20 protein-coding genes are annotated in these 24,786 nt (G+C 61.5%); 14 read left to right on the forward strand and 6 right to left on the reverse strand.

Features of this window, described 5'->3' with window-relative positions; all coding sequences use genetic code 11:
- Window positions 1-9 precede the first annotated feature (9 nt).
- From KPL74_10820 to KPL74_10845, 6 genes are all read left to right on the forward strand, one after another.
- Window positions 10-558: a hypothetical protein gene (locus KPL74_10820; protein ID QWT22467.1), complete on the forward strand. Its 549-nt coding sequence runs from the start codon at window positions 10-12 to the stop codon at window positions 556-558.
- Window positions 559-582: 24 nt separating this feature from the next.
- The gene (locus KPL74_10825; protein ID QWT22468.1) at window positions 583-1,989 is read left to right on the forward strand and encodes a peptidoglycan-binding protein; all 1,407 of its coding nucleotides are present in this window, start codon (window positions 583-585) and stop codon (window positions 1,987-1,989) included.
- Window positions 1,990-2,092: 103 nt separating this feature from the next.
- Complete coding sequence (locus tag KPL74_10830) at window positions 2,093-2,611, forward strand: hypothetical protein (GenBank protein ID QWT22469.1); 519 nt, start codon at window positions 2,093-2,095, stop codon at window positions 2,609-2,611.
- Window positions 2,608-4,107 (forward strand): hypothetical protein, encoded by a 1,500-nt coding sequence (locus KPL74_10835; protein QWT22470.1) that lies wholly within the window; start codon window positions 2,608-2,610, stop codon window positions 4,105-4,107. Before KPL74_10830 ends, KPL74_10835 begins: the two co-directional genes overlap by 4 nt.
- A 36-nt stretch (window positions 4,108-4,143) precedes the next feature.
- Window positions 4,144-4,494, forward strand: coding sequence for a hypothetical protein (locus tag KPL74_10840; GenBank protein ID QWT22471.1), 351 nt, complete (start codon window positions 4,144-4,146; stop codon window positions 4,492-4,494).
- A 39-nt stretch (window positions 4,495-4,533) separates the two neighbouring features.
- Entirely contained in the window at window positions 4,534-6,216 is a 1,683-nt protein-coding gene (locus tag KPL74_10845; GenBank protein ID QWT22472.1) for a type IV secretory system conjugative DNA transfer family protein, read from the forward strand.
- Between the two features lie 10 nt (window positions 6,217-6,226).
- Here the strand turns inward: KPL74_10845 and KPL74_10850 are convergent, their stop codons facing one another.
- The 4 genes from KPL74_10850 to KPL74_10865 all read right to left on the reverse strand — a co-directional run bounded on the left by KPL74_10850 (window position 6,227) and on the right by KPL74_10865 (window position 8,925).
- Window positions 6,227-6,982 (reverse strand): DUF1311 domain-containing protein, encoded by a 756-nt coding sequence (locus KPL74_10850; protein QWT22473.1) that lies wholly within the window; start codon window positions 6,980-6,982, stop codon window positions 6,227-6,229.
- A 40-nt stretch (window positions 6,983-7,022) separates the two neighbouring features.
- Window positions 7,023-7,769: a hypothetical protein gene (locus tag KPL74_10855; protein QWT22474.1), complete on the reverse strand. Its 747-nt coding sequence runs from the start codon at window positions 7,767-7,769 to the stop codon at window positions 7,023-7,025.
- Window positions 7,770-7,901: 132 nt separating this feature from the next.
- Window positions 7,902-8,381: a hypothetical protein gene (locus KPL74_10860; GenBank protein QWT22475.1), complete on the reverse strand. Its 480-nt coding sequence runs from the start codon at window positions 8,379-8,381 to the stop codon at window positions 7,902-7,904.
- 133 nt (window positions 8,382-8,514) lie between these two features.
- Entirely contained in the window at window positions 8,515-8,925 is a 411-nt protein-coding gene (locus KPL74_10865; protein QWT22476.1) for a nucleotidyltransferase substrate binding protein, read from the reverse strand.
- A gap of 564 nt (window positions 8,926-9,489) precedes the next feature.
- Between KPL74_10865 and KPL74_10870 the strand changes: the two genes are divergently transcribed.
- Genes KPL74_10870 through KPL74_10885 form a run of 4 tightly spaced genes read left to right on the forward strand, consistent with a single transcriptional unit; the run spans window position 9,490 to window position 16,053 of the window.
- Complete coding sequence (locus KPL74_10870; GenBank protein QWT22477.1) at window positions 9,490-10,971, forward strand: type I restriction-modification system subunit M; 1,482 nt, start codon at window positions 9,490-9,492, stop codon at window positions 10,969-10,971.
- Complete coding sequence (locus tag KPL74_10875) at window positions 10,968-12,122, forward strand: restriction endonuclease subunit S (protein ID QWT22478.1); 1,155 nt, start codon at window positions 10,968-10,970, stop codon at window positions 12,120-12,122. Before KPL74_10870 ends, KPL74_10875 begins: the two co-directional genes overlap by 4 nt.
- Window positions 12,123-12,125: 3 nt before the next feature.
- A complete protein-coding gene (locus tag KPL74_10880; protein ID QWT22479.1) occupies window positions 12,126-15,611 on the forward strand; it encodes a DEAD/DEAH box helicase family protein in 3,486 nt (1,161 codons plus the stop codon).
- 52 nt (window positions 15,612-15,663) lie between these two features.
- Window positions 15,664-16,053, forward strand: coding sequence for a hypothetical protein (locus KPL74_10885; GenBank protein QWT22480.1), 390 nt, complete (start codon window positions 15,664-15,666; stop codon window positions 16,051-16,053).
- 23 nt (window positions 16,054-16,076) lie between these two features.
- Here the strand turns inward: KPL74_10885 and KPL74_10890 are convergent, their stop codons facing one another.
- Together KPL74_10890 and KPL74_10895 are read right to left on the reverse strand one after the other, a co-directional pair.
- The gene (locus KPL74_10890) at window positions 16,077-19,877 is read right to left on the reverse strand and encodes an SIR2 family protein (protein ID QWT22481.1); all 3,801 of its coding nucleotides are present in this window, start codon (window positions 19,875-19,877) and stop codon (window positions 16,077-16,079) included.
- Window positions 19,878-19,999: 122 nt separating this feature from the next.
- On the reverse strand, window positions 20,000-20,329 hold the full coding sequence (locus KPL74_10895; GenBank protein ID QWT22482.1) for a helix-turn-helix domain-containing protein: 330 nt from the start codon (window positions 20,327-20,329) through the stop codon (window positions 20,000-20,002).
- A 162-nt stretch (window positions 20,330-20,491) separates the two neighbouring features.
- Between KPL74_10895 and KPL74_10900 the strand changes: the two genes are divergently transcribed.
- From KPL74_10900 to KPL74_10915, 4 genes are all read left to right on the forward strand, one after another.
- Complete coding sequence (locus tag KPL74_10900; GenBank protein QWT22483.1) at window positions 20,492-21,259, forward strand: hypothetical protein; 768 nt, start codon at window positions 20,492-20,494, stop codon at window positions 21,257-21,259.
- A gap of 12 nt (window positions 21,260-21,271) precedes the next feature.
- On the forward strand, window positions 21,272-21,898 hold the full coding sequence (locus KPL74_10905; GenBank protein ID QWT22484.1) for a hypothetical protein: 627 nt from the start codon (window positions 21,272-21,274) through the stop codon (window positions 21,896-21,898).
- A complete protein-coding gene (locus tag KPL74_10910) occupies window positions 21,895-22,239 on the forward strand; it encodes a hypothetical protein (protein ID QWT22485.1) in 345 nt (114 codons plus the stop codon). The genes KPL74_10905 and KPL74_10910 overlap by 4 nt, the downstream gene beginning before the upstream one ends.
- A 124-nt stretch (window positions 22,240-22,363) precedes the next feature.
- A complete protein-coding gene (locus KPL74_10915) occupies window positions 22,364-24,694 on the forward strand; it encodes a YadA-like family protein (GenBank protein ID QWT22486.1) in 2,331 nt (776 codons plus the stop codon).
- Window positions 24,695-24,786: the final 92 nt, after the last annotated feature.

Below are 24,786 nucleotides of genomic sequence, written 5' to 3' on the forward strand. Positions count from 1 at the left end.
GGACACCGCATGAAATCCATCGCCACTTCCCTGGTCTTCTCCCTCGGCTTGCTCGCCATGGCTGGCGTACAGGCCGAACCGGTCCCCGTGGCCGTGGTGAAGAAACAGATCGAAGCGATCACCCCGGGATCGGTCGTCACCTGCACGACCACCTCGACCGGAGCCGCCTCGTGCAAGGCCGACGGATGGCGCGCGGATGTCGCAGGATGCGGCGAGGGTGCCGAGTACGGGGCAGTTACCAACAAGGCCGGCGTCGACCTGCACGCCGGCCTCAACGGCAAGGGCGCGGTCACCGCGCACCTGCAGAAGGGGCAGTTCGTCTGCGTCGCGGCGAGTGCCCACCAGGGCGAGGACAACCAGCGTTTCATCGTCGCCGTGGCAACGTCCTCGGTCGCCGACTGCAAGGGCAAGGACCTCTGCCGCAACGCCGACCACCCGATCCAGTGGAAGGCTGCACAGCCGAAGGCGACCTGCAACGCGGCCCGCGGCGACTACGCCGCCTGCGCCGCCGGCTGGGTCAGCCTCGACGACGTCGACAGTTATTCCAACGGCCTCTAACACCACGCACAGGAGTTACACCGCATGAGCAAGGACATCTACGACGCCGCACGCGCCCACTTCATCGATGGCGACGACAAGTTCGAATACGGTCGCCCCGACATGCGCATGCACAACAAGACCGACAATAAGCCGGGCTATACCGACAGCAGCCGCACCGAGCAGGACAACGACCACGACGGCTACAAAGGCGTCGATTGCTCGTCCTTCGTCTGGCGCGGCCTGAAGGAAGCCGGTTACAACGTCGGCAACACGCCGTTCGCGACCAGCGACCTGTTCAACGGCAAGCACGTCACGCCGTACGCGAAGGAACACTTCGACGTCATCCCGGCCGACGAAGCCAGGAAGACCCCGGGTTCGCTGCAGCCCGGCGACGTCATCATGTGGAAGGAAAAATCCGGCACCGGCCAGCACGTCGGCATCTTCGGCGGCTATGGCAAGGACGGCTCCATCCACTTCATCGGCTCGCAGGTCACCAAGGGCCCCAGCGACGCCGTCGCCACCCAGGGCGGCTACTGGAACGGCGGCAAGATGGAAATCGAAGGCGCCCTCCGCGCCAAGCAGTCATTCCGCGTTCCCGGCCACCAGGCTGGCGCGCCCGACGCACACACGCCGGCGCCCGCCCATGCCGCGACGCCGGCCAATGCCGCGACGCCTGCCCATGCAGCTACTCCGGCCCATGCAACCACGCCGGCCCATGCAGCCGCACCCGCCCATGCAGCCGCAGCCGCCACCGCCGCTGGTGCGGCACACGCGGCCACCACGCATGCCGCGGGAGCGCAGGGCGCCACCCTGCGCCACGGTGACGAAGGCAGCCACGTCCGCGAGTTGCAGGAACGCCTCAACCACCTGGGCTACCGCGACGAGAACGGCAAGGCGCTGAAGCCCGACGGCGATTTCGGCGGCCACACCAAGGCGGCCCTCGAGCGCTTCCAGGAAGCCCACGGCCTGGAGAAGGACGGCATTGCCGGCCGCGACACCCAGGGCGCACTGGCCAAGGCCACGCCGCGCATGGATAGCCCGGCGCATCCGGACCACACGATGTTCAACCAGGCTCGCGAAGCGGTGCACAAGCTGGACGCAGCGCATGGCCGCCCGCCGGATGGCACCAGCGACCGGATCGCCGCCGCGGCGACGTTCGCCGCCCGCCAGCACGGCATGACCGGCGTCGACCACGTCGTGCTCAACAAGGACGCGAGCAGTGCGTACGCCGTGCAGGGCGACCTCAACTCGCCGTTCAAGCAGGCCGCCGAAGTGAACATGCAGCAGGCCGTCGCCACGCCGGTGGAGAAGAGCAGCGAAGCGGCGATGCAGCACCAGGCCAGCCAGGCCCAGCAGGCCCAGCAAGGCCAGCAGGTGGCGCAGCAACAGCAGCATGCACAGCAGCAACAGACGGCCCAACAGCAAGCCCAGCAGCCGCACGGTCCGTGACCTGCCCCGTAAGGAGTACGCATTGAAAACCGGAACACGGCGCCTGCATGGCGCCACTGTCACCGCCCTCCTCGCGCTTTCCCTACCCGCTTTTGGTGCCGCCATGAACAAACCCGACGTCAAGCTCAACCCGAACCCGCGCATGCGTTACGAGATCACCGTGAAGGTGGACGGCGCCCCGGGCCCGTTCGATCGCATCGAGGGTTCGGTCGACTACAAGGTCGCCAACGCGAACTGCGTGCCGCTGACCAAGGTCACCGGCGCCACCGTGCCGCCGGAGAAGCGCGTGCCCGTGCAACTGCACGCGGCGGGCGGCAATACGTACAAGGGCGAGATCTTCGTCGACCTGCTCCAGGACGAGGACTACTTCGGCATGGGCGTGTGCCACTGGAGCATCGTCGGCGCCAGCGCCGACCTGTTCGCGCACAAGGTCGACTTCAGCCCGGCGATCTACAAGGACGACATCCTCGCCGGCAAAACGGTCACCCGCTACTTCGCCAACGGCTCCTACAAGGATGCCGACCTCGATCGCGTGGACATCGGCGAGCAGAGCCCGGCGGGCTACAAGAATGCCTCCGACGTGTTCTCCATCTCGCTCACGTCGCAGGAGAAGCATCCGTGACCCTGCAATCGACGGACTATGCGCTGCTCGCGCAGGATGCCTACGAAGACCCCCAACTCAATAAGAAAGTCGAACTGGGCGGCATCGCCTACCGCGCCATCGACACCATGAACAACCCGGTGACCGGCTTCCAGGCCACCGCCTACCAGCGCGAAGACACCCACGAAGTGATCATCGCCTACCGTGGCACCGAGTTTGATCGCGAGCCGGTCCAGGACGGTGGCGTGGATGCCGCGATGGTGCTCGCTGGCGTGAACCTGCAGGCCGCCGATTCCAACGCGTTCACCCAGCGCGTGCTCGACCGGGTGCAGAAGGAAAACGAGCGTTCCGCGCAGCCGATCGACGTCTCCGTGACCGGGCACTCGCTGGGCGGCACACTCGCCGAGATCAACGCGGCGAAGTTCGGCCTGCACGGCGAAACCTTCAACGCCTATGGCGCCGCCAGCCTGAAGGGCGTGCCCGCGGGCGGCACCACCGTCATCGACCATGTCCGCGCCGGCGACCTGGTCAGCGCGGCCAGCCCGCATTTCGGCCAGGTGCGTGTCTACGCGGCCCAGCAGGACATCGACACCCTGTCCAAGGCCGGCTACCGCGACGACAGCGGCCTGTTCAGCCTGCGCAACCCGATCAAGGCAACCAACTTCGACGCCCACGCGATCGACAACTTCGTGCCCGACAGCAAGTTGCTGGGCAAGTCGATCATCGACCCGGAAAACGTCGCTCGCTACGACGCGCACAAGGGCATGGTCGACCGCTACCGCAACGACGTCGCCGACATCCGCCTCGGCCTCTCCGCGCCCTGGGAGATCCCCAAGGCGATCGGCGAACTCAAGGACAACCTCGAGCACAAGGCCGTCGAAGCCATCGGCGGCGGGATCCTGGCCGTGGAGCACGGGATCGAAAACGTGGTGCACGAGGCGAAGGATGGCTTCGCCCACCTCAAGGAAGGCTTCGAGCACCTCAAGGAAGGCGTGCACCATATCAAGGAGGAGATCGGCGAAGGCATCCATGCCGTGGAAGAAAAGGCTTCCAGCGCATGGCACACGCTCACCCACCCCAAGGAATGGTTCGAGCACGACACGCCCTCCGTGGCGCTCAACGACCCCGCGCATCCGGACAACGGGCTGTTCAAGCAGGCGCGTGATGCCGTGCACCAGCTCGATGCCGCGCACGGCCGTACACCCGACGGGCGCAGCGACAACCTGGCCGGCGCCGTGACGGTGGCCGCCCGCCGCGACGGCCTCGAGCGGGTCGACAGCGTGGTGCTGGGCGGCGGCGGTGAGAAGGCCTTCGCCGTGCAGGGCGACGTCGCCTCGCCGTTCAAGAAAACCGCCGAGGTGTCCACGCAGGTCGCGGTCGACACCTCCGTGGAGCAAAGCAGCAAGGCATGGAACCAGGAGCAGGCGCGCCAGCAAGCCGCGCAGGCCCAGCAGCAGGCCATGCAGACCCCGCCACCGGCCCAGCCGGGGATCGATCCCCATGCGCGGCACGCCTGATTCCCTTATGATTTTCCCATCCACGAAGGAACTGCGATGAAGAACAGGATTTTCTTGCTGGGCCTGCTGGTGTGCGGCCCGACGTTAGCCCAGGTGGGGCCGGCGAACCTCACCTACCGCGATAGCGATCCCTTCCTGTTCTGCACCTACGGACAGGACATCCAGAAAAACCCCGACCGTTGCTGGTGGCCCTTGCCGCCGTTCACCGGCGGCGCGGCCTGGATGAATGCCCCCTACTGTGAACCGGTCGATCCCTACGGGATCCCCTGGGACGCCGACGACTACGCGTCGTTCGAGCAGTACCAGACCGTCTGCCCGGTGGCGCTGCGCCCCGGCGGCTGGGATTCCAAGAAGGGCCAGGCCGACATGGTTCCGTACAAGCACTGATCACTCCATCGTTCCAGACGTTTTCCAAGGCTCAGGTACATGCAGAAAAACAGGGGATACTGGGCGGCTGGCCTTTTCGTGGCCGCGCTCATCGGGGGCGAGTACTTCGCCGGCTGGCTTTCGTACATGTTCATCGGCGTGCACGACGCACCGCTGACGTGGCACACGTTCTACGACTACGTGCGCGCGCTGGACCTTCCACAGGTGCAGCCCTACGTGTGGAAGATCAAGACAGCCGGCATCGTCGGCTTCCTGCTGCCGCTGGTGGCCTGGCTGGTCGTGCTCTACCTGCTCTATCGCAAGAAGAAGCAGGCCATGCACGGCGACGCCCGCTTCGCCCGCTCCGGCGACCTGCGCAAGCAGAAGATGCTCGACCCCGCGCCCAACGGCGTGCTGGTCGGCCGCTTCAACGGCGACCTGGTTCGCCTGCCGGGCCAGCAGTTCGTGATCCTCGCCGCACCCACCCGCTCGGGCAAGGGTGTCGGCGTGGTGATCCCGAACCTGCTCGACTACCAGGAATCGGTGGTGGTGCTCGACATCAAGCAGGAAAACTTCGACCTGACCAGCGGCTGGCGTGAAAGCCAGGGACAGGAGATCTACCTGTTCAACCCGTTCGCGGAAGACCGTCGCACGCATCGATGGAATCCGCTGAGCTACGTGTCGAAAGACCCGGCATTCCGCGTCTCCGACCTGATGAGCATCGCCTCGATGCTCTACCCCGACGTGTCCGACGACCAGAAGTTCTGGGTCAGCCAGGCGCGTAACGCCTTCATGGCCTTCTCGCTCTATCTCTGCGAAAAGTGGGAGCACGACGAGAAGAACGGCCTGCCCGAGGTGCTGCGCGACAAGCCGACGCTGGGCATGATCTACCGCCTCTCGTCCGGCGATGGCACCGACCTGCGCGAGCTTTACACGAAGCTGTCGCAGCGGCCGTTCCTCAGCGCCAACGCGAAGTCCGCCTTCGCGAACATGCTGTCGCAGGCCGCGGAGACCTTCGCGTCCATCCTCGGCACGTTCAAGGAACCGCTCAACGCGTGGATCAACCCGGTGCTCGACGCCGCCACCAGCGAAGACGATTTCCTGCTCACCGACGTGCGCAAGAAGCGCATGACCATCTACATCGGCATCCAGCCGAACAAGCTGGCCGAGAGCCGGCTGATCGTGAACCTGTTCTTCAGCCAGCTGATCAACCTCAACACCAAGGAGCTGCCGCAGAACAACCCCGAGCTGAAGCACCAGTGCCTGCTGCTGATGGACGAGTTCACCTCGATCGGCAAGGTGGAGATCATCGCCTCCGCCGTGTCGTACATGGCCGGCTACAACATCCGCCTGCTACCGATCATCCAGAGCATGGCCCAACTCGACGCGGTCTACGGCAAGGACGTCTCGCGCACGGTGATCACCAACCACGCGCTGCAGATCGTCTTCGCCCCGCGCGAACAGCAGGACGCGAACGACTACTCCGAAATGCTCGGCTACACCACGGTGAGCAAGACCAACGTCACCAAGAGCAAGCGCGGCGACGTCACCCGCAGCAAGACCGAAGAGAAGCGCGCGCTGATGCTGCCGCAGGAACTGAAGGCCCTGGGCACCGACAAGGAGGTGTTCTTCTACGAAGGCATCCCGCACCCGGTGATGTGCGAAAAGATCAAGTACTACCAGGACAAGTACTTTACGTCGAAGCTGATGAAGAAGGTCGACGTGCCGCAGTTGGCGGTCTGATGGGAAATCGTCAACCGCTGTCTTTGCATCGCGTATCCATTGGAACACTGCCCTGCCCGGGCTTTCGGTCGAGGATGACGTACTTGTCGAACTTTCCTTCGGCACGCACGCCAGAAGCGCGATACCACGCCAGCTTTCCATCCTCGGCCGTGAGGTAGTCGGTGAAATCGCCGTAGGCCGGACAGGCGGGATAGCCACCGTCAGCGCTGTCTTCGGAGCAGAACCGCAGGAACAACCTGCCGCCGCGCCATTCGGCCTTGAACTGGCCCTGGCTGCCCAACGTCCGCGTTACGTCGGACCAGCTGCCTTCGATGTCCGGCGAGGTGTCCTTGATGTTGATTTCCGCGTAGTGGCCGAGGTTGCAGTCGCTGCGATAGGCCCAGTCACCGGCGAGGGGTGGCGGAGGAGCGGCCTTGTTGTCCTTCGGCCCAGCGGCAAGGCGCTTTTCCAGCTCATCGGCGCGGAAGCTGGTCTGCGTCGTTGTGCAGGTGTTCTTGACGACGGTGCCTGCGGTGATCCTGCATGAGGCGTCGCGCCCGGTGATCCACTTGCGCTCCTCTTCGCGCAGCGCTTTGCGGCCTGTGTCGTCGAGCGACTGCGAGAGCATCCTGTACACCGCGTTGAGGCGTCTGTCCTGCGCGTCGTAGGCGGCGTTCGTGTCTTGCGAGGTCGCCGCGGCAAACGCGGTATGCGCCATGGCAATGCCCACGATGCCGGCCAGCCACGCGCCGTGCTGGAGCATCCGTCCAGGCTTGAATGCTTTCATGGAAGCTCCTCTTCGCGAACTCTGGCCGCAGCCCGAACGATCAAATCAGAAAATCGGATCCCACGCACTCCGCACCGAACTCTGCGACCTCTGCGTCACTCAAGACAAGAAGATGCCTGTCGTCGTCGAGGCGGATGAACCGCTCTTCTCGCAGACCGGTAATCTTTCGCAGAATTGTCGTCTGCTGGGCATTCAAGACATTGATTGGATAGATACCCCGGACCTTGTCGCGGGTGTAAGCGCGATCGTCTCGATGCTTGCGGGTTCTCTGGAAGTGAAACCGTCCGAGTTCCTTCGCGAGCATGTTCTCGTAATGCGTCCTGACCTCTCCGAACGCGATACCAAGAGCGTAGTAGAACGACTTCGTCCCAAGGTCGGCGTCGAAACCAATGGTGTATCCAAGGCCGTTCACTTCATGCAGGTCATGGATGATGCCAACAAGCAAATCTTCCTGGATATCCCGGCCGATAACGGCAATGCTAAGGACCGCTATGTCCAGTGTTTCGTTGCAGGTGTAAAAAAGATCACCGAATCCATGCGCAGGGACACGATCGTCAAGCGTCTCCATTGCCGTAACAATTGAAAAATCTTCGATCTTGAAAAGATCCCTGATGACGTGCTTTTTCTTATCGCGCAGCCAAACCGCCATGCGGAGTTTCGTACAACCTAATCGCGCCACTATCGCTTTGACCCGCTCGAGAATGCTGCGTGTATCGGCTGTCTTCGGCCAGTCGTAGCTAACCAGGTATCGAGCTACTACAGGATTATTTTCGGTTGAACTTGTCATGGGATCTCGTACACGGCATCAAAGCGTCGATCCTGGCCGCATGCCAATCGCAGGCCGCCATGTCGACACCCATGCATTTCATCAGCTCGGGAAAGGCGGGTTGTAGGATTCCAGGCGCAGGAATACGAAGATTCATGAAGTCCAGGCATTCGCGACACGTCCCAGGTCGGCGCTGGCGAGCATGTGCCTCACGCTGACCGCTACGCCCTGTTTCAGGAAGCCACCCGTCGCGCCGTTGCCCAGGTTGATCGCTTCCAGTTCGTTCTTCCGTGCATCGGCCAGCGCAGTCCGAAAGGTCGGACCGAAGCGCTTGTCGAATCCGGTGTAGGCGATCCTGACGTGGAAGGTCCCTCGCTCGCCCATGTTAAGTGGCTCGGACCAGGTGTCCAATGCGACTTCTACCGTCTCGAATCCTCGGAACAAGTCCCACACGTACGTCAGCAACAGCGTGTCGGTCGCCTTGACCGGCTTCCAGTCGAGCATGCCCGGATAAAGGGGAAGGTCAGCCGTGGGCGCTGCGCTTGCGCCGGCCATCGGTAAGGCCAGGGCGGCACCCGCCGCTATCGAGCCCTTGAGGAACAGGCGGCGCCGCGCGCCGGCAGTGTCGTTCATGCCACGTCTCCTTGCCTGGAACGGTGGATGGGGTACTACTGCGCCGATGATGCCATGGTTGAACCCGCCACTCGAAAGACAACGGGGGAATTCGCTAGTCGGCGCCTAGCTGTAACAGAACCTTGTCCCGTTCTCATCCGGCCGCGCCCAACCGTGCAAGTAAGTGCGCGGCCTCGTCCAGGAAGTCGGGAATCCCCGCCACGACCGGCAATGCGACGTTTTCGGCATACGCTTGGCTTGCCCTGCTGCGCATGTCACGGTAGTTACGCCATGCCGGCCAGTCCTTTCTCAGCAGGCCGCGCTCGTTACCCGTGCGAATAAGGTCCTGGAACGTCATCTCGTCAAAGCCGGCGGGACTGGGTGAAGTCGTTTCGATATAGCGCTTGAGCATCTTGTGGCTGATCTCGTAAGTGAACTCGAAGCGCTGGATCAAACCGTCCCGGATCTGCTCATCCGACACATCCTGCTCGTAGCGATGCAGGCCCTCCCGTAGGCGGCCAACCGCGCGATCAAGCGGCGCAAGGTCCAGACTTTCCTTATTCACGCGTGCACTCCACAACATTCCAGCCGTTAGTGTCGTGCATCCGGAGCCGCTGCACGACAGCCGACCCCCGGCGGCTCAGCGGCAGCCGGCGCCATGAGCCGGTATCATGTACGACCAGCGTGCCACGGGCGGCGCGCACCGCACCTAAGTTTCGGAAAATCATGGCTTTAGCAGAAGACATCGCCTCGGCATCGGGGCATACGCCGTTCATGCGCCAGTAGGCGTGTAGGTTTCAGAATGCAGCTGCAAGGCCTTATTTTATAGGTCTTTTGGCTAGAGACCAGCTCAGTCTTGAATTCCATGGACACAGTATGGACACTGACTTATCGACCGCGACCGTCTGTTCGTCTCGCCCGCAGCGCAGTTGTGTCCACAAGGAAGGGTTCAGCGCCGGGTCGCGCGCCCGTCTACGGCTTCTCCCAGGCCCTTGGGTCCATTCCCTGGAAACCCGGTTGCGGTGCCGCCTAAGTCGGGACCGAATGGCTTAGCATTTAACCCAGCCGCCCTCCGGAGAGGAACTCGCCGCGGCGGACGCATTTTTAGCATTTAAGGACGCCCTACCCTGTGATGACCGGCACACTCAAATCCCAGATTGATCAAATCTGGAATGCCTTCTGGAGCGGTGGCATTTCGAACCCGATGGAGGTCATCGAGCAGATGACCTACCTGCTCTTCATCAAGCGGTTGGACGAGCTGCAGGCGGTGCAAGAGAGGAAGGCGAACCGACTCAAGCAGCCCGTAGACAGTCCCATTTTCGGCCCGAAGCAACAGAATCTGCGTTGGTCGGTCTTCCGCCAACTGGGCGACCCAACCACCCTCTACCAGACGGTGTCCGAGAAGGTCTTCCCCTTCATCAAGACCTTGGGCGGTGAAGGCGGCAACTCCACCTATTCCGCCCATATGAAGGATGCCCGGTTCACCATCCCTACCCCGGCCCTGCTCACGAAGGTCGTGGACATGCTGGACGCGATCTCGATGGACGATCGCGACACCAAGGGCGATCTCTACGAATACATGCTCGGAAAGATCGCGAGCGCGGGCCAAAACGGCCAGTTCAGAACACCGCGTCACATCATCAAGCTGATGGTGGACATGATGGCACCCAAGCCGTCGGACACGATATGCGATCCTGCCTGTGGCACCGCGGGCTTTCTGGTTGCGGCGAGCGAATACCTCCGCACACATCACCCTGACGAAATCTACGCCGATAAGAAGTCCGCGAAGCGCTTTAACGCCGACACCTTCCACGGGTTCGATTTCGACAGCACGATGCTGCGCGTTGGCTCGATGAATATGCTACTTCACGGCGTCGAAAATCCGGCCATCGAAAATCGCGACTCGTTGAGCGAGGGCCATGCCGGTGTCGAGGGGCAGTTCAGCCTGATCTTGGCCAATCCGCCGTTCGCCGGCAGCCTGGATCACGAGAGCACGGCCAAGGATCTACAGGCCATTGTTAAAACCAAGAAGACTGAGCTGCTCTTCCTTGCACTGTTCTTACGTCTGCTCAAAGCGGGCGGACGCGCAGCTGTGATCGTGCCTGATGGGGTGTTATTCGGTTCGTCCAAGGCCCATCATGCGCTCCGCCGTTTGCTGGTGGAAGACCATAAGCTGGACGGCGTCGTCTCCATGCCCTCGGGCGTCTTTCGTCCCTACGCGGGCGTATCCACTGCCATCCTGTTGTTCACCAAGACCAACTCGGGAGGCACCGACGAGGTCTGGTTTTACGACATGCACGCTGATGGCTACTCGCTTGATGACAAGCGCAGTCCGCTCAGTTCGGAAACTCATAATACGAACAATCTGCCTGACATACTTGCTCGCTGGCGCAATCGCGGGGACGATGTCGGGCGGTCTCGCTCAGACCAAAGCTTCTTTGTTCCCAGATCGGAAATCGCTCGTAGTGGCTACGACCTATCGGTTAATCGCTATAAGGTTGTGATTCACGAAGAAACGCAGCACTCGTCACCACAAAGCATCCTCGGTGACCTAAAAACTCTGGAGGCGGAGATCGCGAAAGGGCTGGCGACCCTTGAGGCACTCCTGTGACGTTCCCAACCGTATCGTTGGGTGATGCCGTTTCGTTCAAAGGAGGCGGCACCCCAGATAGAGAAAATACCGCGTATTGGGGCGGCTCGATACCGTGGGCGACGGTAAAGGATCTAAATGATGGCTTTGTTCTGCGTAAAACTCAGGAGTCAATCACGTCGGGCGGGTTGGCGAACAGCGCGTCAAACTTGATCCCAGCTGGGACAGTCATAATTCCCACGCGCATGGCGCTGGGAAAGGCCGTGATCACGGAGGTGGATGTCGCGATCAACCAGGACCTGAAAGCTGCGGTTCCGACGATCAACATAGACCCGCGCTACTTGTTGTGGTTCTTCGCATGGAGCGCACCGACCATTGTATCTAAAGGAAAGGGCGCGACAGTTAAGGGCATCACGCTGGATCAGTTGCGTCGAATGGAAATTCCGGTGCCACCGCTGGTCGAGCAGCGGCGTATCGCGGCAATTCTTGACGTGGCCGACGAAATTCGAGTGAAGCGCCGCGGAGTCATCTCCAAGCTCGATGAGCTACTCCAGTCTGCATTTTTGGATATGTTCGGGAACGTCGCCACGAATCCCAAACGTTGGCCGATGAAACGGCTCGCTGATCTCGGGGACCTAGATCGCGGCGTCTCAAGGCACCGCCCCCGTGGCGCGCCTGAGCTTCTAGGCGGAAATCACCCACTTATACAAACAGGCGATGTCGCTCGATCTGGCGGCTACATCCGAAAGTTCTCGTCTACCTACTCCGAGACTGGCTTAAAGCAGAGCAAGAAGTGGCCTGCGGGAACACTTTGCATAACGATTGCCGCCAACATCGCCGACACGGGAATACTTACTTTTGATGCCTGCTTCCCTGACAGTGTCGTTGGCTTTACACCGAATAGTGGAAGCAACGTAGAGTATGTGCAGGGGATGCTGAGCTTTCTTAAAAAGATTCTTGAAGAACGCGCGCCACAAGTTGCTCAAAAAAATATCAACTTGGCAATTCTTCGCGAACTACCCGTGCCTGCACCTCCGCTTGCGCTACAGAATAAATGGGCTGCACTAGCGATCGAGGTGGAGCGCGTGAAACAACGGCTTGCAGTTGCCGAACAGTCTGGTGAACGCCTTTTCGCGGCACTGCTTCGGAATGCCTTTGCAGGGATGCTCTGACCCGTGACGAATTTCCAGTTCCTCCACGCCGAGTTCAAGCCGCTCTTCGACCCGGCCAAGGGTGCGGAGCTACTGGTGTATTCCGATCCCCGCGCCTGCTGCATGCGCACGCGTCACGCGCTTGAACAGGCCGTGCATTGGCTCTATGAGAACGATCGCGATCTGCGCATGCCGTATGACCGCAATCTCAATGCGCTTCTGACGGACCGAGAGTTTGAAGCACTACCGCCTCCCGCGGTTTTGCAAAAAATGAGGTTGATCCAGCGGTTTGGCAACCAGGCCGTGCATACCAGCCAGCCCATCGGGCACCTTGATGCACTGAAGCTGGTTCGCGAACTCTTCCACGTGCTCTTCTGGGTGGCGCGCACCTACACACGGGCCAGCGACCCCAAGAGCATTACCGCCGACTTCGATGAGCGTCGTGTTCCGAAGCTCGTGCGCGCGGATGAGGCGATTGCGCTCACGAAGGACGAGCTGAAGAAACAAGAGGCTAAGTTCCAAGAGAAGATCGACGCGCAACATGCGATTTTGGAAGATCGTGAAGCCGCCATCGCCGCCCAGTCGGCGACCTTGGCGGAGCGCGAAGCCACCCTCGCCCGCGTCAACGCGGAGCTTGCCGCGGTGCGCGACGAGGTCGCCCAGGCGAAGGCGGCCAACATCGAGGTGCCGGACGGTCACGATTACGACGAGGCCGATACGCGTCGTTTCTTCATCGATGTGCTGTTGCGCGAAGCCGGATGGTCGGTCGGGGGCAACGCGTCCATTGAAGTGCCCCTCATTGGCATGCCGAACGAGGGCGGTGAGGGCTTCGCCGACTACGTCCTGTGGGGCGCCAGCGGCAAACCACTCGCCGTTGTGGAAGCCAAGCGAAGCCTGAAGGATCCCGAGATCGGTCGGCAGCAAGCCAAGCTCTACGCCGACTGCCTCGCTGCAATGACCGGCCAACGCCCGCTCATCTTCTATACCAACGGCAACCACACGTGGGTGTGGGACGACCAGCGCGCACCGCCACGCGAGGTCCAGGGATTCTACAGTCGCGACGAACTGGAACTTGCGATCCAGCGCCGCACCTTGCAAACGGACATCAGCGCGCTACCGATTAACAACGACATCGTTGAGCGCTCGTATCAGCAGCGTGCCATCCGTGCCATGACAGAAGCCTTGGCTCACGGGCGCCGGGCGGGCCTGCTCACGATGGCGACGGGCACGGGAAAGACCCGCATGTCCATCGCTCTGGTTGAGCTATTAATGCGCGCCAATTGGGTCAAACGCGTGCTGTTCCTCGCCGACCGAGTCGCCCTGGTCAACCAGGCGACGAATGCCTTCAAGGAACATCTGCCCGACTCAAGTCCGGTCAATCTCGTCACCGACAAGAACGGCCAGGGGCGCGTCTATTTATCGACCTACCCCACGATGATGGGGCTCATCGACCAGATGGACGGCGAGCGCCGAAAGTATGGGGTCGGCCACTTCGATCTCATCATCATCGACGAAGCACATCGCAGCGTCTATCAAAAGTATGGCGCCATCTTTCGCTACTTCGACAGTTACCTCGTGGGCCTCACGGCAACCCCGCGCGACGAGGTCGACCGCGACACGTATCACCTGTTCGGGCTGGAGACCGGCGTGCCGACGGATGCCTACGGCTTGGAAGAGGCGGTGGCAGATGGCTACCTCGTGCCGCCTAAAGCCCACTCCGTGCCGCTCGCGTTTGTCCGCGAAGGCATCCGCTACAGTGATTTGAGCGAGGCGGAGAAGGAGCATTGGGATTCCTTAGATTGGGGCGACCGCGCCGGCGAGGCCGAGGAGAACGGCGCGCCGACCGAAATCTATGCCTCCGAGGTCAATAAGCAGCTGTTCAACGAGGACACCGTCGACAAGATGCTCAAGCATCTGATGGTCAACGGCCTCAAGGTCGACGGTGGAGACACCCTCGGCAAGACGATCATCTTTGCCGTCAATCAACGCCACGCCGATTTCATCGCCCAGCGGTTTGATCACCACTACCCGCATTACAAGGGCGATTTTGCTCGGGTCATCACCCACTCGGTGACCTACGCACAGAGCTTGATTGACGACTTCAGCAGCAAGGTCAGCCGGCTGCCCCAGATTGCCATCTCTGTCGACATGCTCGACACCGGAATCGACGTCCCCCAGGTCCTGAACCTGGTCTTTTTCAAAGCCGTCCGGTCCAAGGTCAAGTTCCTGCAGATGATCGGGCGCGGCACGCGCCTCTGCCCTAGCCTGTTCGGCCCTGGCGTCGATAAGACTGAGTTCTACATCTTCGATTTCTGCGCCAACTTCGAATACTTCAATGAGAATCCACGGGGCGCCGTTGGTGGTGCGCCCGAGCCCTTAGGCAAGCGACTGTTCAAGGCCCGCCTCGACCTCATTGCGCTGCTCACGCCCAGTGAGGGCCGTCCGTCGGCCACGCCCTCGTCAAGTTGGGGCCCGGAGTCGGATTGGATAACGCTTCGGATCGAAACCACGGACGTGTTGCATGACGAGGTGGCCGCGATGAATCAGGATAACTTCATCGTGCGGACCGAGCGTGAGCACGTGGTCCGATTCGCGGAACGCGATACGTGGCAGGCCTTGGATGACTCCGCCCTCGGCGACCTTCGTATGCACGTCGCTGGCCTGCCGAGCGAGCGAGCCCCGGAGCACATCACGGCCAAGCTGTTCGACTTGCTGTGCCTCAACCTTCAGCTTGCCTTGATTCGATCGACGTCAGACTTCACCAGCAATCGGGACAAGATCGTCGATCTGGCCGCGGAACTGGAAGGGAAAGACGCCATCCCCGCCGTGCGCGCGGAGTTGGCCCTGATCCAAGACCTTCAAACGGAGGAGTATTGGAAGGACATCACGCTGCCGATGATCGAACAAACCCGACGCAAATTGCGGGGCTTAATTCAGTTCATTGAGCGCAAAGCCATCGAGCCGGTATATACGGTCCTCACTGACGAGATCGGAGAGGCCACCGAGGTCGTTCTGAAGGATTTCAGCACAGGCATTAACCTCGCTCAATACAAAAAGAAGGTTGAGGCCTACATCCGCGCCAACGAAGACCACATTACGGTCGCGAAACTCAAGCACAACAAGGCGCTAACCCCCACCGACTTGAGCGAACTGGAGCGCTTCGTTTACGAGTCCGACCCAGTGGAGAGCAGGGAGCGCTTCGAGTCCTGCTATGGCCATGGGAAGCCGCTGACGATGTTTATTCGATCGCTGGTGGGCCTTGACCGAAATGCGGCCAAGGAAGCGTTCGGACAGTTCCTCGACGCGAACCGATACAACAGCCTGCAAATCCGCTTCGTCGAGCTGATCATCGACCGGTTGACTCGATTCGGGGTAATGGAAGCCGGCCAGCTCTACGACCCACCGTTCACCAGCCTGCATCACGAAGGGCTCGATGGGACGTTCAGCGACAGCGATGCGAACACCATCGTGGACACACTTGCCGAGATCAACCGCCGGGCGGCGGCATAGCGATAGGTTAGCTTAAGGTCTGTTTTACTCCGAACTGCCAAGGAGCCAAGGAATGTCCCAATCCAAATTGGTATTTGAGATCGCGTCAGTGAAAGCATCGGGAAGCGCTTACCGAGATGGGCAGCCTTTAGATTTCCACGATGTGGAGCTTCGCATGTTGTCTATTAAGCCACTTCCTCTGGATGGGAATATTCCTCTCTCTATTCAAAAAGCATCCGGGCGACTCACGATGGGTGGAACATTCGCAGCAGTGACCTATTGGCATGGGGCTAGCGCACTTACAGTCGATATTCCGGTTGCGCCAGGTGCATTCGCTCGCATTCGTGACCATCGCGCGGTTGTGACGATCAATGTGACGCTGGACCGGCTGATTGATTCGTCGGAAACATTGATGGGTATTGCTACCAGCGAACTTACGTATTCCGAGCAAAAATCCCCGTGAGAATCGCAAGGCCCCTGTCACAATTAGCTGATCCCCGACTTATAGCGCCGACGGACTAACTCAGCCAGACGCGCATCGGCTTGGGCTCCTGCTTTCTCGCGAAGCGCTTCGAGCCACGCCTGTGCTGAATAGGGCCAGCTCAGCGCATCCTCACTAAGGACCTTCCACAACAAGGCAAGCAAAGCGTCAGCATGTCCAGCGACAATAAGGGCACGCTCCTCACCCTTGATCGTTCCCATTTCGGTGCTGGGCGGGACTTGATCGACCAGTGGAACGATGGCGTGCACTACCTCTGAAAAAAGTGGCTCGGGCACCTCGAACGCCAGTGCGACCAGAGCGCTCGACGACGCCGGGCCACGGATTGCTCTTTGTAATGGCCAAACATGCCTTAGAAAAGGAATGACGCGCTCCGCCCACGGCACCTCACGAGCGTTGGCCCAGCGCCCCAGTTTCGACAGCGTGTGATGGCGGAAAGGAGCGTCCGCTTGAATCAGAGCTTCCCGCAGTTCCACATCGCTAACGCGATGACAAGAACCCACCCGTGCGTCCGCGTCACCCCAGGCAATCAACAGCATTGCGGCAAGGTTTCGGCGATAGCTGGCGCGCAAGGCCATGTCCGCAGCCAGGATAAGAAATTCCGGCTTTAACAACGCAAATAATTCAGGTTGCGGCGATAGGGCCCGCGTGAAAAAACCAGACCAGAAGGGCCACTTCCCCGTGGCCTCCTCCGTCCTTAAAGGAAGAACGGACTCTTTCACCCAGTCTGGGTCAATACGGAAAAGCCACGTGAGGCGAAGGGTCGTCACAGCCAGTGCGCGTAACCCCTCCTCAGCTGGCAGTGCAAGCATTTGTTCCATTCGCACTTTCCAATCTGGTGGCAGCCCGCCGTTCGCCTGAGACGCGGATAAACGACTGTCTTTGAATAGCAATTCCGTGAATTTTCCCGCCGCGCTATTGATTGCATCGTCGATCCAAGAATGATCGGCTGCGTGTAACCGCGGCACACGTCCAGGTGACGATAAGGCTCCGATCATCGCCGCCCAGAAGGTTTCCAGAGCGCGGGGAGCCCATTTATCTGCAAATGTGATGTGAGCGCTGGCCCATTCCGCGACGTCCTCCGCAATGAGTCCTAGCGAATGCGAAGGAAGACGACTCAAGCGAGCCGCCGTCTGCCCCAGCAATCGAGTTTTTGGCGCCTCCTGGGTCTGCGCTCTGAGAAAAGAGGACCAGGCCGAAGACGCATCGCGCTCGCTCTTGGCGGCTAACGTCAACGACCTGAGCGCCCGCACGGGTCTTCGCTTAGCTAGCCCGGAAAACGATGCTCGCTGTTCACCAGCGGTAACATCCACGACATCGATGGTGGTAGCAACGGCCGTCAAATCTTCAATAGGAACACCATCTAAAACAGAGTCGTCGGTATTTCTTTCTATCCGCTGAACTTTTGAATGGCGCGGCCGCGCTGTGTATTGCACGGATTCCTCCGTCCATTTGGGGCACAGCAACTTTAAGCGAGCCAGCTCGGGGGCTACATCACGATCAAATTGGATGCCCTCTCGCTGCAGCCATGCCAATCGATTCAGGCGGTAATACGCGATCACCTCCTCCCTGTCCGATCGCTCCTGGAACCACGGCAAGTCTTCGTGGAGGATCCGGTCTTCAACAGAACGTCTCATATCCGCGTCAAACTCAGCCCACCTATTCCTGATGACGAAGAGCACGTCGCGCTCCTCGTTCGACACCCAGAACGTAGCTGAGTCTAGATTGGCGAGCAACAGCCAAGCGCGCTCTACCGACGTCAATTCGGTGCAGCTGGCGGCCCAGATACGCAATCGCACAAAAACGGCGTCCGGTCGTCCCTCCCAGCTCAAAACCTCGTGTTGTGACGCCTCGAAGTCGTGGCGGGCCAGCCGTAGCATCAGCTTCGTGAAAGTGGCTAACCGCCCGGTGAGCTTATAGCCACTCTCATCTAACTCTTCGCCCTCTTCGGGCTGCGTCGTATCAAAGTGGAAGTAGGGATGATCGGTAATTTCGCGCTCGAGCAGCACTGCGCGTTCGATCGACGCACGGAATAGACGGGTCGCCTCGGCTAAATGCTCTGGGGGAAATTCGAACGAAATGTAGGGTCGAGGATATTCCACGGACCCGTTGATTAACCGCCCGTCGGCCCATTCGGCAAGCGGTGTTGACCATGGTGCATGCGATCCTCGGCTCACGGAAATACTTGGCTCATACAGTCCGATGGCCGTGCGCAGAAGCCGAACACTCCACCCCTCTCGACTCACCTGCCCGATTATGTCGTGATACCGCGTATCAATATGGTTGTTGCTGGGGGAATGTGCAGCCAACACGAGTCGCCACGCGTCCCGAACCACCGGTAGGAACCGTTCGTGACGATATGTCAGAGTCCATTCGACACGGGTGCGGACGTAGGCATGCAGGGCGGGATACCCTGCCGCCCACCACACGGCGGCAGGGTGGTGCGCGACGCTTTCGAGCCACGCAGCCAAAAGACGGAGCCGTGGTGGTAACTCGGCAAATTCGGGAACTCCTGACCAGGTGAGCCTGGCGCTGTGTCCCAAGACGGAGGAACGCTGATCAGAGAGTGTGGGTGCGAAGGCATCCCAAGCTTGGTTCGGCACTGGGCGGTCAGCGTAGTAGTTGTCGGGATCCATGGGAGCCGGCTCGGGATCGCTATCCAAATGGAACGCGTCGTAGGGATCCGCGTGCTCTTCACCAGGATGGTTGTTGGCGAACCTCGCGGGAGTCGCGTAACGCACATTGGGATCAAATACGAACAGCCACTCAGGAGGGAGTTTGTGTGCGCCCGAAACCAGGTAGCGTGCCCCACCTTCGGACGATGCGATATGAGCGACCATCCCGCGCTCGTAAGGTGCCATTGCGCCGGGACCACCGTTTGCCCTTTCAATCAACCGCTCGTGCCACCCGTCAATATCCCGGGCGCGGTCGGCCCACGCGGAAAGTGTCGTCCAGAGCGCCTCAAAGCCCTGGAACGCCATCGGCGTTGCGCCGCGGTGGCGCCACTGCGCCTCTGCCTCATCGGGAAATCCTTCGTGAAACGCATAGATTCGCTGTTCACCTGCATTAAGGCGACCGAGAGCCTCGAGAAGATACTGCACCGGTGGATCGTCGGCCGAATAACCGACAAAGACGACGATGTAGTGCGTCAATAGCGTCTGGATATAACGCGTGGCCCACCCGTCGGATAGATACGCGTGGCCAAATTCAGCACTTGAAAGAACGAATTCGTCGTCCCTCGCGCCCTGGTAGTCGTCAGTGACCACGCCGTGCAAATGGACGATTCCGTGAAAGTCGATCGGGCGTCGCGGATCGGGCAGATGAGGCGGCGCCCAAGATGCCACACTGTCGTCAGCCTCTTCAAACAGTAGATCGAAGTTTGTCGTGACCAGTCTGGTCGTTCCACCGCGCGTCTTAGAGAGCGCCAGCAGTGACTCGTGCGGATGGAGTGCGTAGTCAGACGTAGGCTTCAGTGCCTCGGCTACAACGCGCCGGACGTCGGCAGGCTCGAATTCTCGTTCAAGCAGTCCGAACAGCCGATCAACTGGGATTGGTGATGCAGGCTTCCCTACTTCGGACTCGCGTTGCGATGCGTGGAGCAAGCGGCGTGCGGGGCTGTTCTGAGCTGACCCCAAAGCATTGGCGACACGGTTGGCGAGCGCTACAAAGCTCGGAAGCTTCGCCTCAGCCATGGACACGCCAGCGCCACAGAAGAACAGGACTTGACCGGCATCGCGGGCCTGTAGCAGCTCGTCAGGAATTGATGGGCCGTTAGCGGTGAAACGCATAAATTCCTCGATGTATGGCGAGGCGACGCCGTATCGATGGATGCTAACAGTCGACTCAGGTGGAGATAAGCCGCCGAGCAAAGGTCCGATGCTCAAACCGTTTGACGCTCGTCGGGGTGTTGCTAGCGCTTGTTCCCTGCCTTCGTCCGCTTGTCCACAGCCCGCTGGGCCCTAAGCAGTCCCTCGAATACCTCCAGCCAGGTGCCCATCGTGCACCCCGCCGCAGCGGCCCATTCCATGATCTGGATGGCGTCCAACCGGATGATCCCGTTCTCGGCCGCCGACACATAACTCTGGTTGCGTTTGAGCCGCTCCCCGAAGGCCTCTTGGGAATATCCGGCGCTCTTGCGCAGATGCCGAAAGGACGCCCACAGCGCTGCACTCTCGGGCAGATAGGTGGTTTTTCGAGCCCGTAACGACGGCTTAATTTTTGGGGCACGCTGGGTGGCCATGCACGGTCCACGACTGGAGACCCTGCCACGCTAAAAGACCCGCTTAAATACTAAGTCCTTTGGTGTTTACCCAATGTTTGGGTAAAGCACGTTAAATTGTGGCCATGGCTGCACGGCCGCTCGCTGGGAGCGGCCTGAGGGCAGTCATCTACAGGGGGACGTATGGGACACCGAGGCGGCATTGCCGGCTTATTCTTCATCGCACTGGTGGCGGGGGCGCACGCCCAGACCACCGAGCCGGGGTTTTTTCACCGTATGGCCGCGGCGGCCAAGCAAGGCGTCAACGATGTCGTGCATCCGGGCCAGGCCCAGGAGGAACCCATGTATGCGGTGCGCACGTCAGGCGCCCGGTCTTTCGAGGGTCTGTTCAACGGCACGCAGCGGCCGGGATACTCGCCCTCGATTGGCTGGCCGCGGGCGGCCGTGGCGTTCGACCGCTTTGGCCGCAACGAGCCCTGTTGGCAAGGTCATGTCCTTATCTGGATCGACGCCCATACTTCGACCCGGGAGGACTTCACGGTCTGCTCGAGCCCAACCATCGCCGTGCGGGATGCGACGGGACAGCTCGTGCAATACGACTCGGGGAAGGCGGATGCCCTGGCCATCGGCATGCTCAACCAGTCCGCCCCCGATCGCGCCAACTCAGGCGCGCAACGCACCACTGGCCCTATCCCTCCCCTGCACCCGTTCAAGCTGAATGTCGCCGACACCTCACTGGAGCAGCGCGGGTCGGCGGCTGTGCCCAACAGTCTCGGCGCCGGCATCGACACCTCATCAATGAACGACCGCTACATCGACATGCTGACGCGGCTTGCGGTGATCTCCGGTTACATCCAGCCCGAGGACTTCGCCAGCCGGGCATCCGGCATCGTCGATGCACGCATGTGGGTGGTCGGGTTCGATCCGAACGGCAACCTCGATCGTCACTGACCAGGATTCCTCATGTTGATCATTCCGCTGTTGGTCGTCTTATTCGCAATGCTTGCCGTGGCGCTTTTCTTGACGGGGCGGCGCCTTCTCCGCGGACCGAGCCCGGTTTACCGCAAGCAAGCGCCCATCGCTGCACGCCCCAACTACAACCTCAACCAATGGCGTGCCGCGGCCAGTGAAGGGCAGGTGCTCCAACGGGCGGTCGACGAAATGCAGCACCACTGTTCGATGGTCCACCAGCTCACGGACTCGTGGCTAGAGGCCGCTAATCAGAACGCCCTCGATTTGGCCCGCTTCACAGCGAACGTGGCGGAGGCGGCCCGACTCCGCGACATCTTGGAGCCCGAGTGCGCCGGCGTTGTGGATGAGCTGCGCCAACTTGAGGCCGTCGGACTTCGTCATGCAGAACTTCGTGAGCGTCGCCTGCAAGCGCGCGCGATGATGGAATGGGCGCAGCGCCATGAGGAGGCGCTGCGGGCCGAGCTGGCTGCCATGGCAGCACACGAAGGTGAAAGCGTCGACGTCCTCATTTTGCGGGCCAACGGCGTTGCGCCCACGACCACGCTCGCCCGCGTGGAGGCACTCCTGCCGGAGTTCACGGCCGACCACATCCCCGACTTTCGGAGCGTCATGGCATGAGCGACTTTTCCCGATTCACGCCCGCTCAGGTCCATGAGCACCTGAAGTTCAACCAACGCAGCGTTCGGCTGCAGCCGCAGATGTTTGACACGGCGCAACGGTCGAGCTTGGACCGTGCCGCTCGTCTGAAGACGGAGATCAATGCCGAAATCCGCGCGTTCGAGGCGTGGCGGGCGACCTTTCTGACGCCGCGCCGCGACATCTACGCGTCGGCCGATGCGGATACCTCCGAAGCCCTCGCCTCGGCCCATCGGGCGATGGAGCGGTTGCAGCGCGCGTGGAATGCCGTTCAGAAGGTGGTTCCCAGGGTCGGCGAACATTCGGACCAGGATCACGCATAGTGCCAGCAGTCGACAGGACCGGGGAAGCACAAGAAATGGATCAAAAATAATGGGTTAGGTGGATTGCGCGTCGCCCTTTTCCGATCAACGGTGGTTTTAGACCCGCTTTTGAATTGGAGCCCCCATGCCCTTCCCCGTTACCCGCCCCACGCTGCTCAGCGTCGCTCTGGCCGCGCTTGCCGTTCTGCCGGGCGCCGCCTTGGCGGCCGCCAACGACCCTGCCTCTCAACAACAGCTTGCCACTGTAGCGTCGGCGCTTGGCGGTGGCGCCGTCTTCAATGTGGCCACCGGCACCTTCCAGCTGCCCAGCTACGCCGTGCTGGGCGGCAACTACAACAATGTCGGCGACGCCCTGTCCGCTTTGGGCAACGCCACTCAGGCGCAGGCCAGCCTCGGCACCTACACCGGCAACACCAGCTCAAGCCCCGTGTCGAAGGGAGCCTTGTCGCTCGGTTGCAGCCAGTGCGTCACCAGCGGCTACACGCAGGCCAACAGCTCGATTGCCATTGGCGCCGGCCCGAGCACCGACGAGACGGGCAGCTACAGCAACACCGCAACCGCGGAGGGCAAGGGAGCCATTGCGATCGGAGGCGATGCTCAAGGCGACAACGCCATCGCGTTGAAAGGCACCGCGGGCGGAATCAGCTCGGTGGTCATGCAGGGATTGACCGACGCGAACAGCGCAAGCGCTGTAGCAATCCAGGGATCGGTCACGAACAACGCCCGCGGCATTGCCATCGGAGGCCAACTGGTCACCGGTATCGGCGGGGTGCAGGTGGGTTCTCTGGGTCATGTTGCTGGCAATGGCATCGGCGTGGGCTCCAACGTCAATGCCTCCACCGGTTCCCTCGCGGCCGGTGTGGGCGCGCGAACGGATGCCAATGCCATCGACGGAAGCAACGGCGTGGCCGGCTTGATGGCGCTGGGTAACAACGCTCGTTCCACGAATTCATCCACGGTCATCGGCGACAACGCGTCCAGCTTGGGCTTCCAGGGCTTGGTGCTGGGCGCAGGCGGTGCGAGCATCAGCGCCAACGTCATCAATGGCGCGGCATTGGGCTTCGGAGCCAAGCTGCTGGACGGTGCGAACAACAGTGTGGCGCTCGGGGCCGGCAGTCAAACATCCCGCGCGAATGTCCTCGAAATCGGCGGTGACACGGGCGCCGGCCGTCAGATCAGTGGCCTTGCGGCCGGAACAGAGGCGACCGACGCGGTGAACGTAAAGCAGCTGGACGACGCCATCGGCAGCATTCAAATCGGCGGCGGCGTGCCGTGGATCGCATCGACCGACGCGACCCCAGCAGAGGCGCTGGGCCAGTCGGGCACCGCCCTCGGTGCGGGCGCCCAAGCGGGCAATACCAGCACCGGGTTCAACACAGCCGTCGGCGTCGGCGCGGTGGCTGGCACACTCGGCTCGGCTGACGATGCCAGCGGTGGTCAAGCGACCGCCCTAGGTGCGAACAGTAAGGCCACGGGCGCGCAGTCGACGGCGATTGGCCAAGGTGCGCAAGCCACGGCATCGTTTGCTACCGCCATTGGTGCGGGCAGCGTGGCGGCCGAAGGCGGCACCGTGAGTTTCGGGTCGGCCATTGTCAAGTCGCGCCTGGTCAACCTGGCGCCCGGCATCGCCGACAGCGACGCCGCGACCTTGGGCCAACTGTCGCCGTATGCGGCGGCACTGGGCGGCGATGCCGTCTTGAACCAAGGCACCTTCACCGCACCCACCTACTCTCTTTCTGGCGGAACCTTCACCAACGTCGGCTCGGCACTCTCCTACCTCGACAATCGGATTACGGGGCTCCCTTCGTCGGGCGATGGCGCTACAGGTCCGGTCGGCCCGCAGGGTCCTGCTGGACCAACGGGTGCAACGGGGGCAACCGGCGCCACTGGGGCCACGGGCCCCGCAGGCACAGGGGATGGCACCGACGCCTTGGCTGTGCATTACGACAGCACGGATAAGTCGGGCGTCACGCTGCAAGGCGCCGATGGCACCCAGATCCATAACCTCGCTGCCGGCACCGCGAGCACCGATGCGGCGAACCTCAGCCAGGTCCAGGCCGCGCAAGCCGCGGCGGTCACCCAAGCCGACAGCTACACCGATGCGCAGGTCACCAACGCCATCAATCAAGCTAAGAGCTATGCCGATGCGGGGGACCAGCGGACGCTGGGCCAAGCCAACGCCTACACCGACGCGCGGCTGCATCAGCAAGACCGCAAGATCGCCCAAGCAGGTGCTGTGGGCAGTGCCATCGGCATGTTGGCCATGGGCGTCCAGGGCATCCAACAGAGCGATCGCTTAGCGATGTCCATTGCGGGATACAAGGGACAGTCCGCAGTGGGTGTGGGGATCAACCATGTATCGGAAAGTGGCCGCGTGAGCGTAGCCATTGGCGGAGCGTTCGCCTCGGGCGGCTCGGCCATCGGCGCGAGCATTGGCATCGGCCTGGGGCATTAAGCGGCTGTGAGCGCCAAGGACGACTACTTCAAGTTTCTAGCAGAGCTGATGGCGTGGGGTGCCCAGGAACGCCCCACCGACGCCGATGCTGA

This window comes from Bacillus sp. NP157 (genome assembly GCA_018889975.1).
In the GTDB taxonomy this organism is placed as follows: domain Bacteria; phylum Pseudomonadota; class Gammaproteobacteria; order Xanthomonadales; family Rhodanobacteraceae; genus Luteibacter.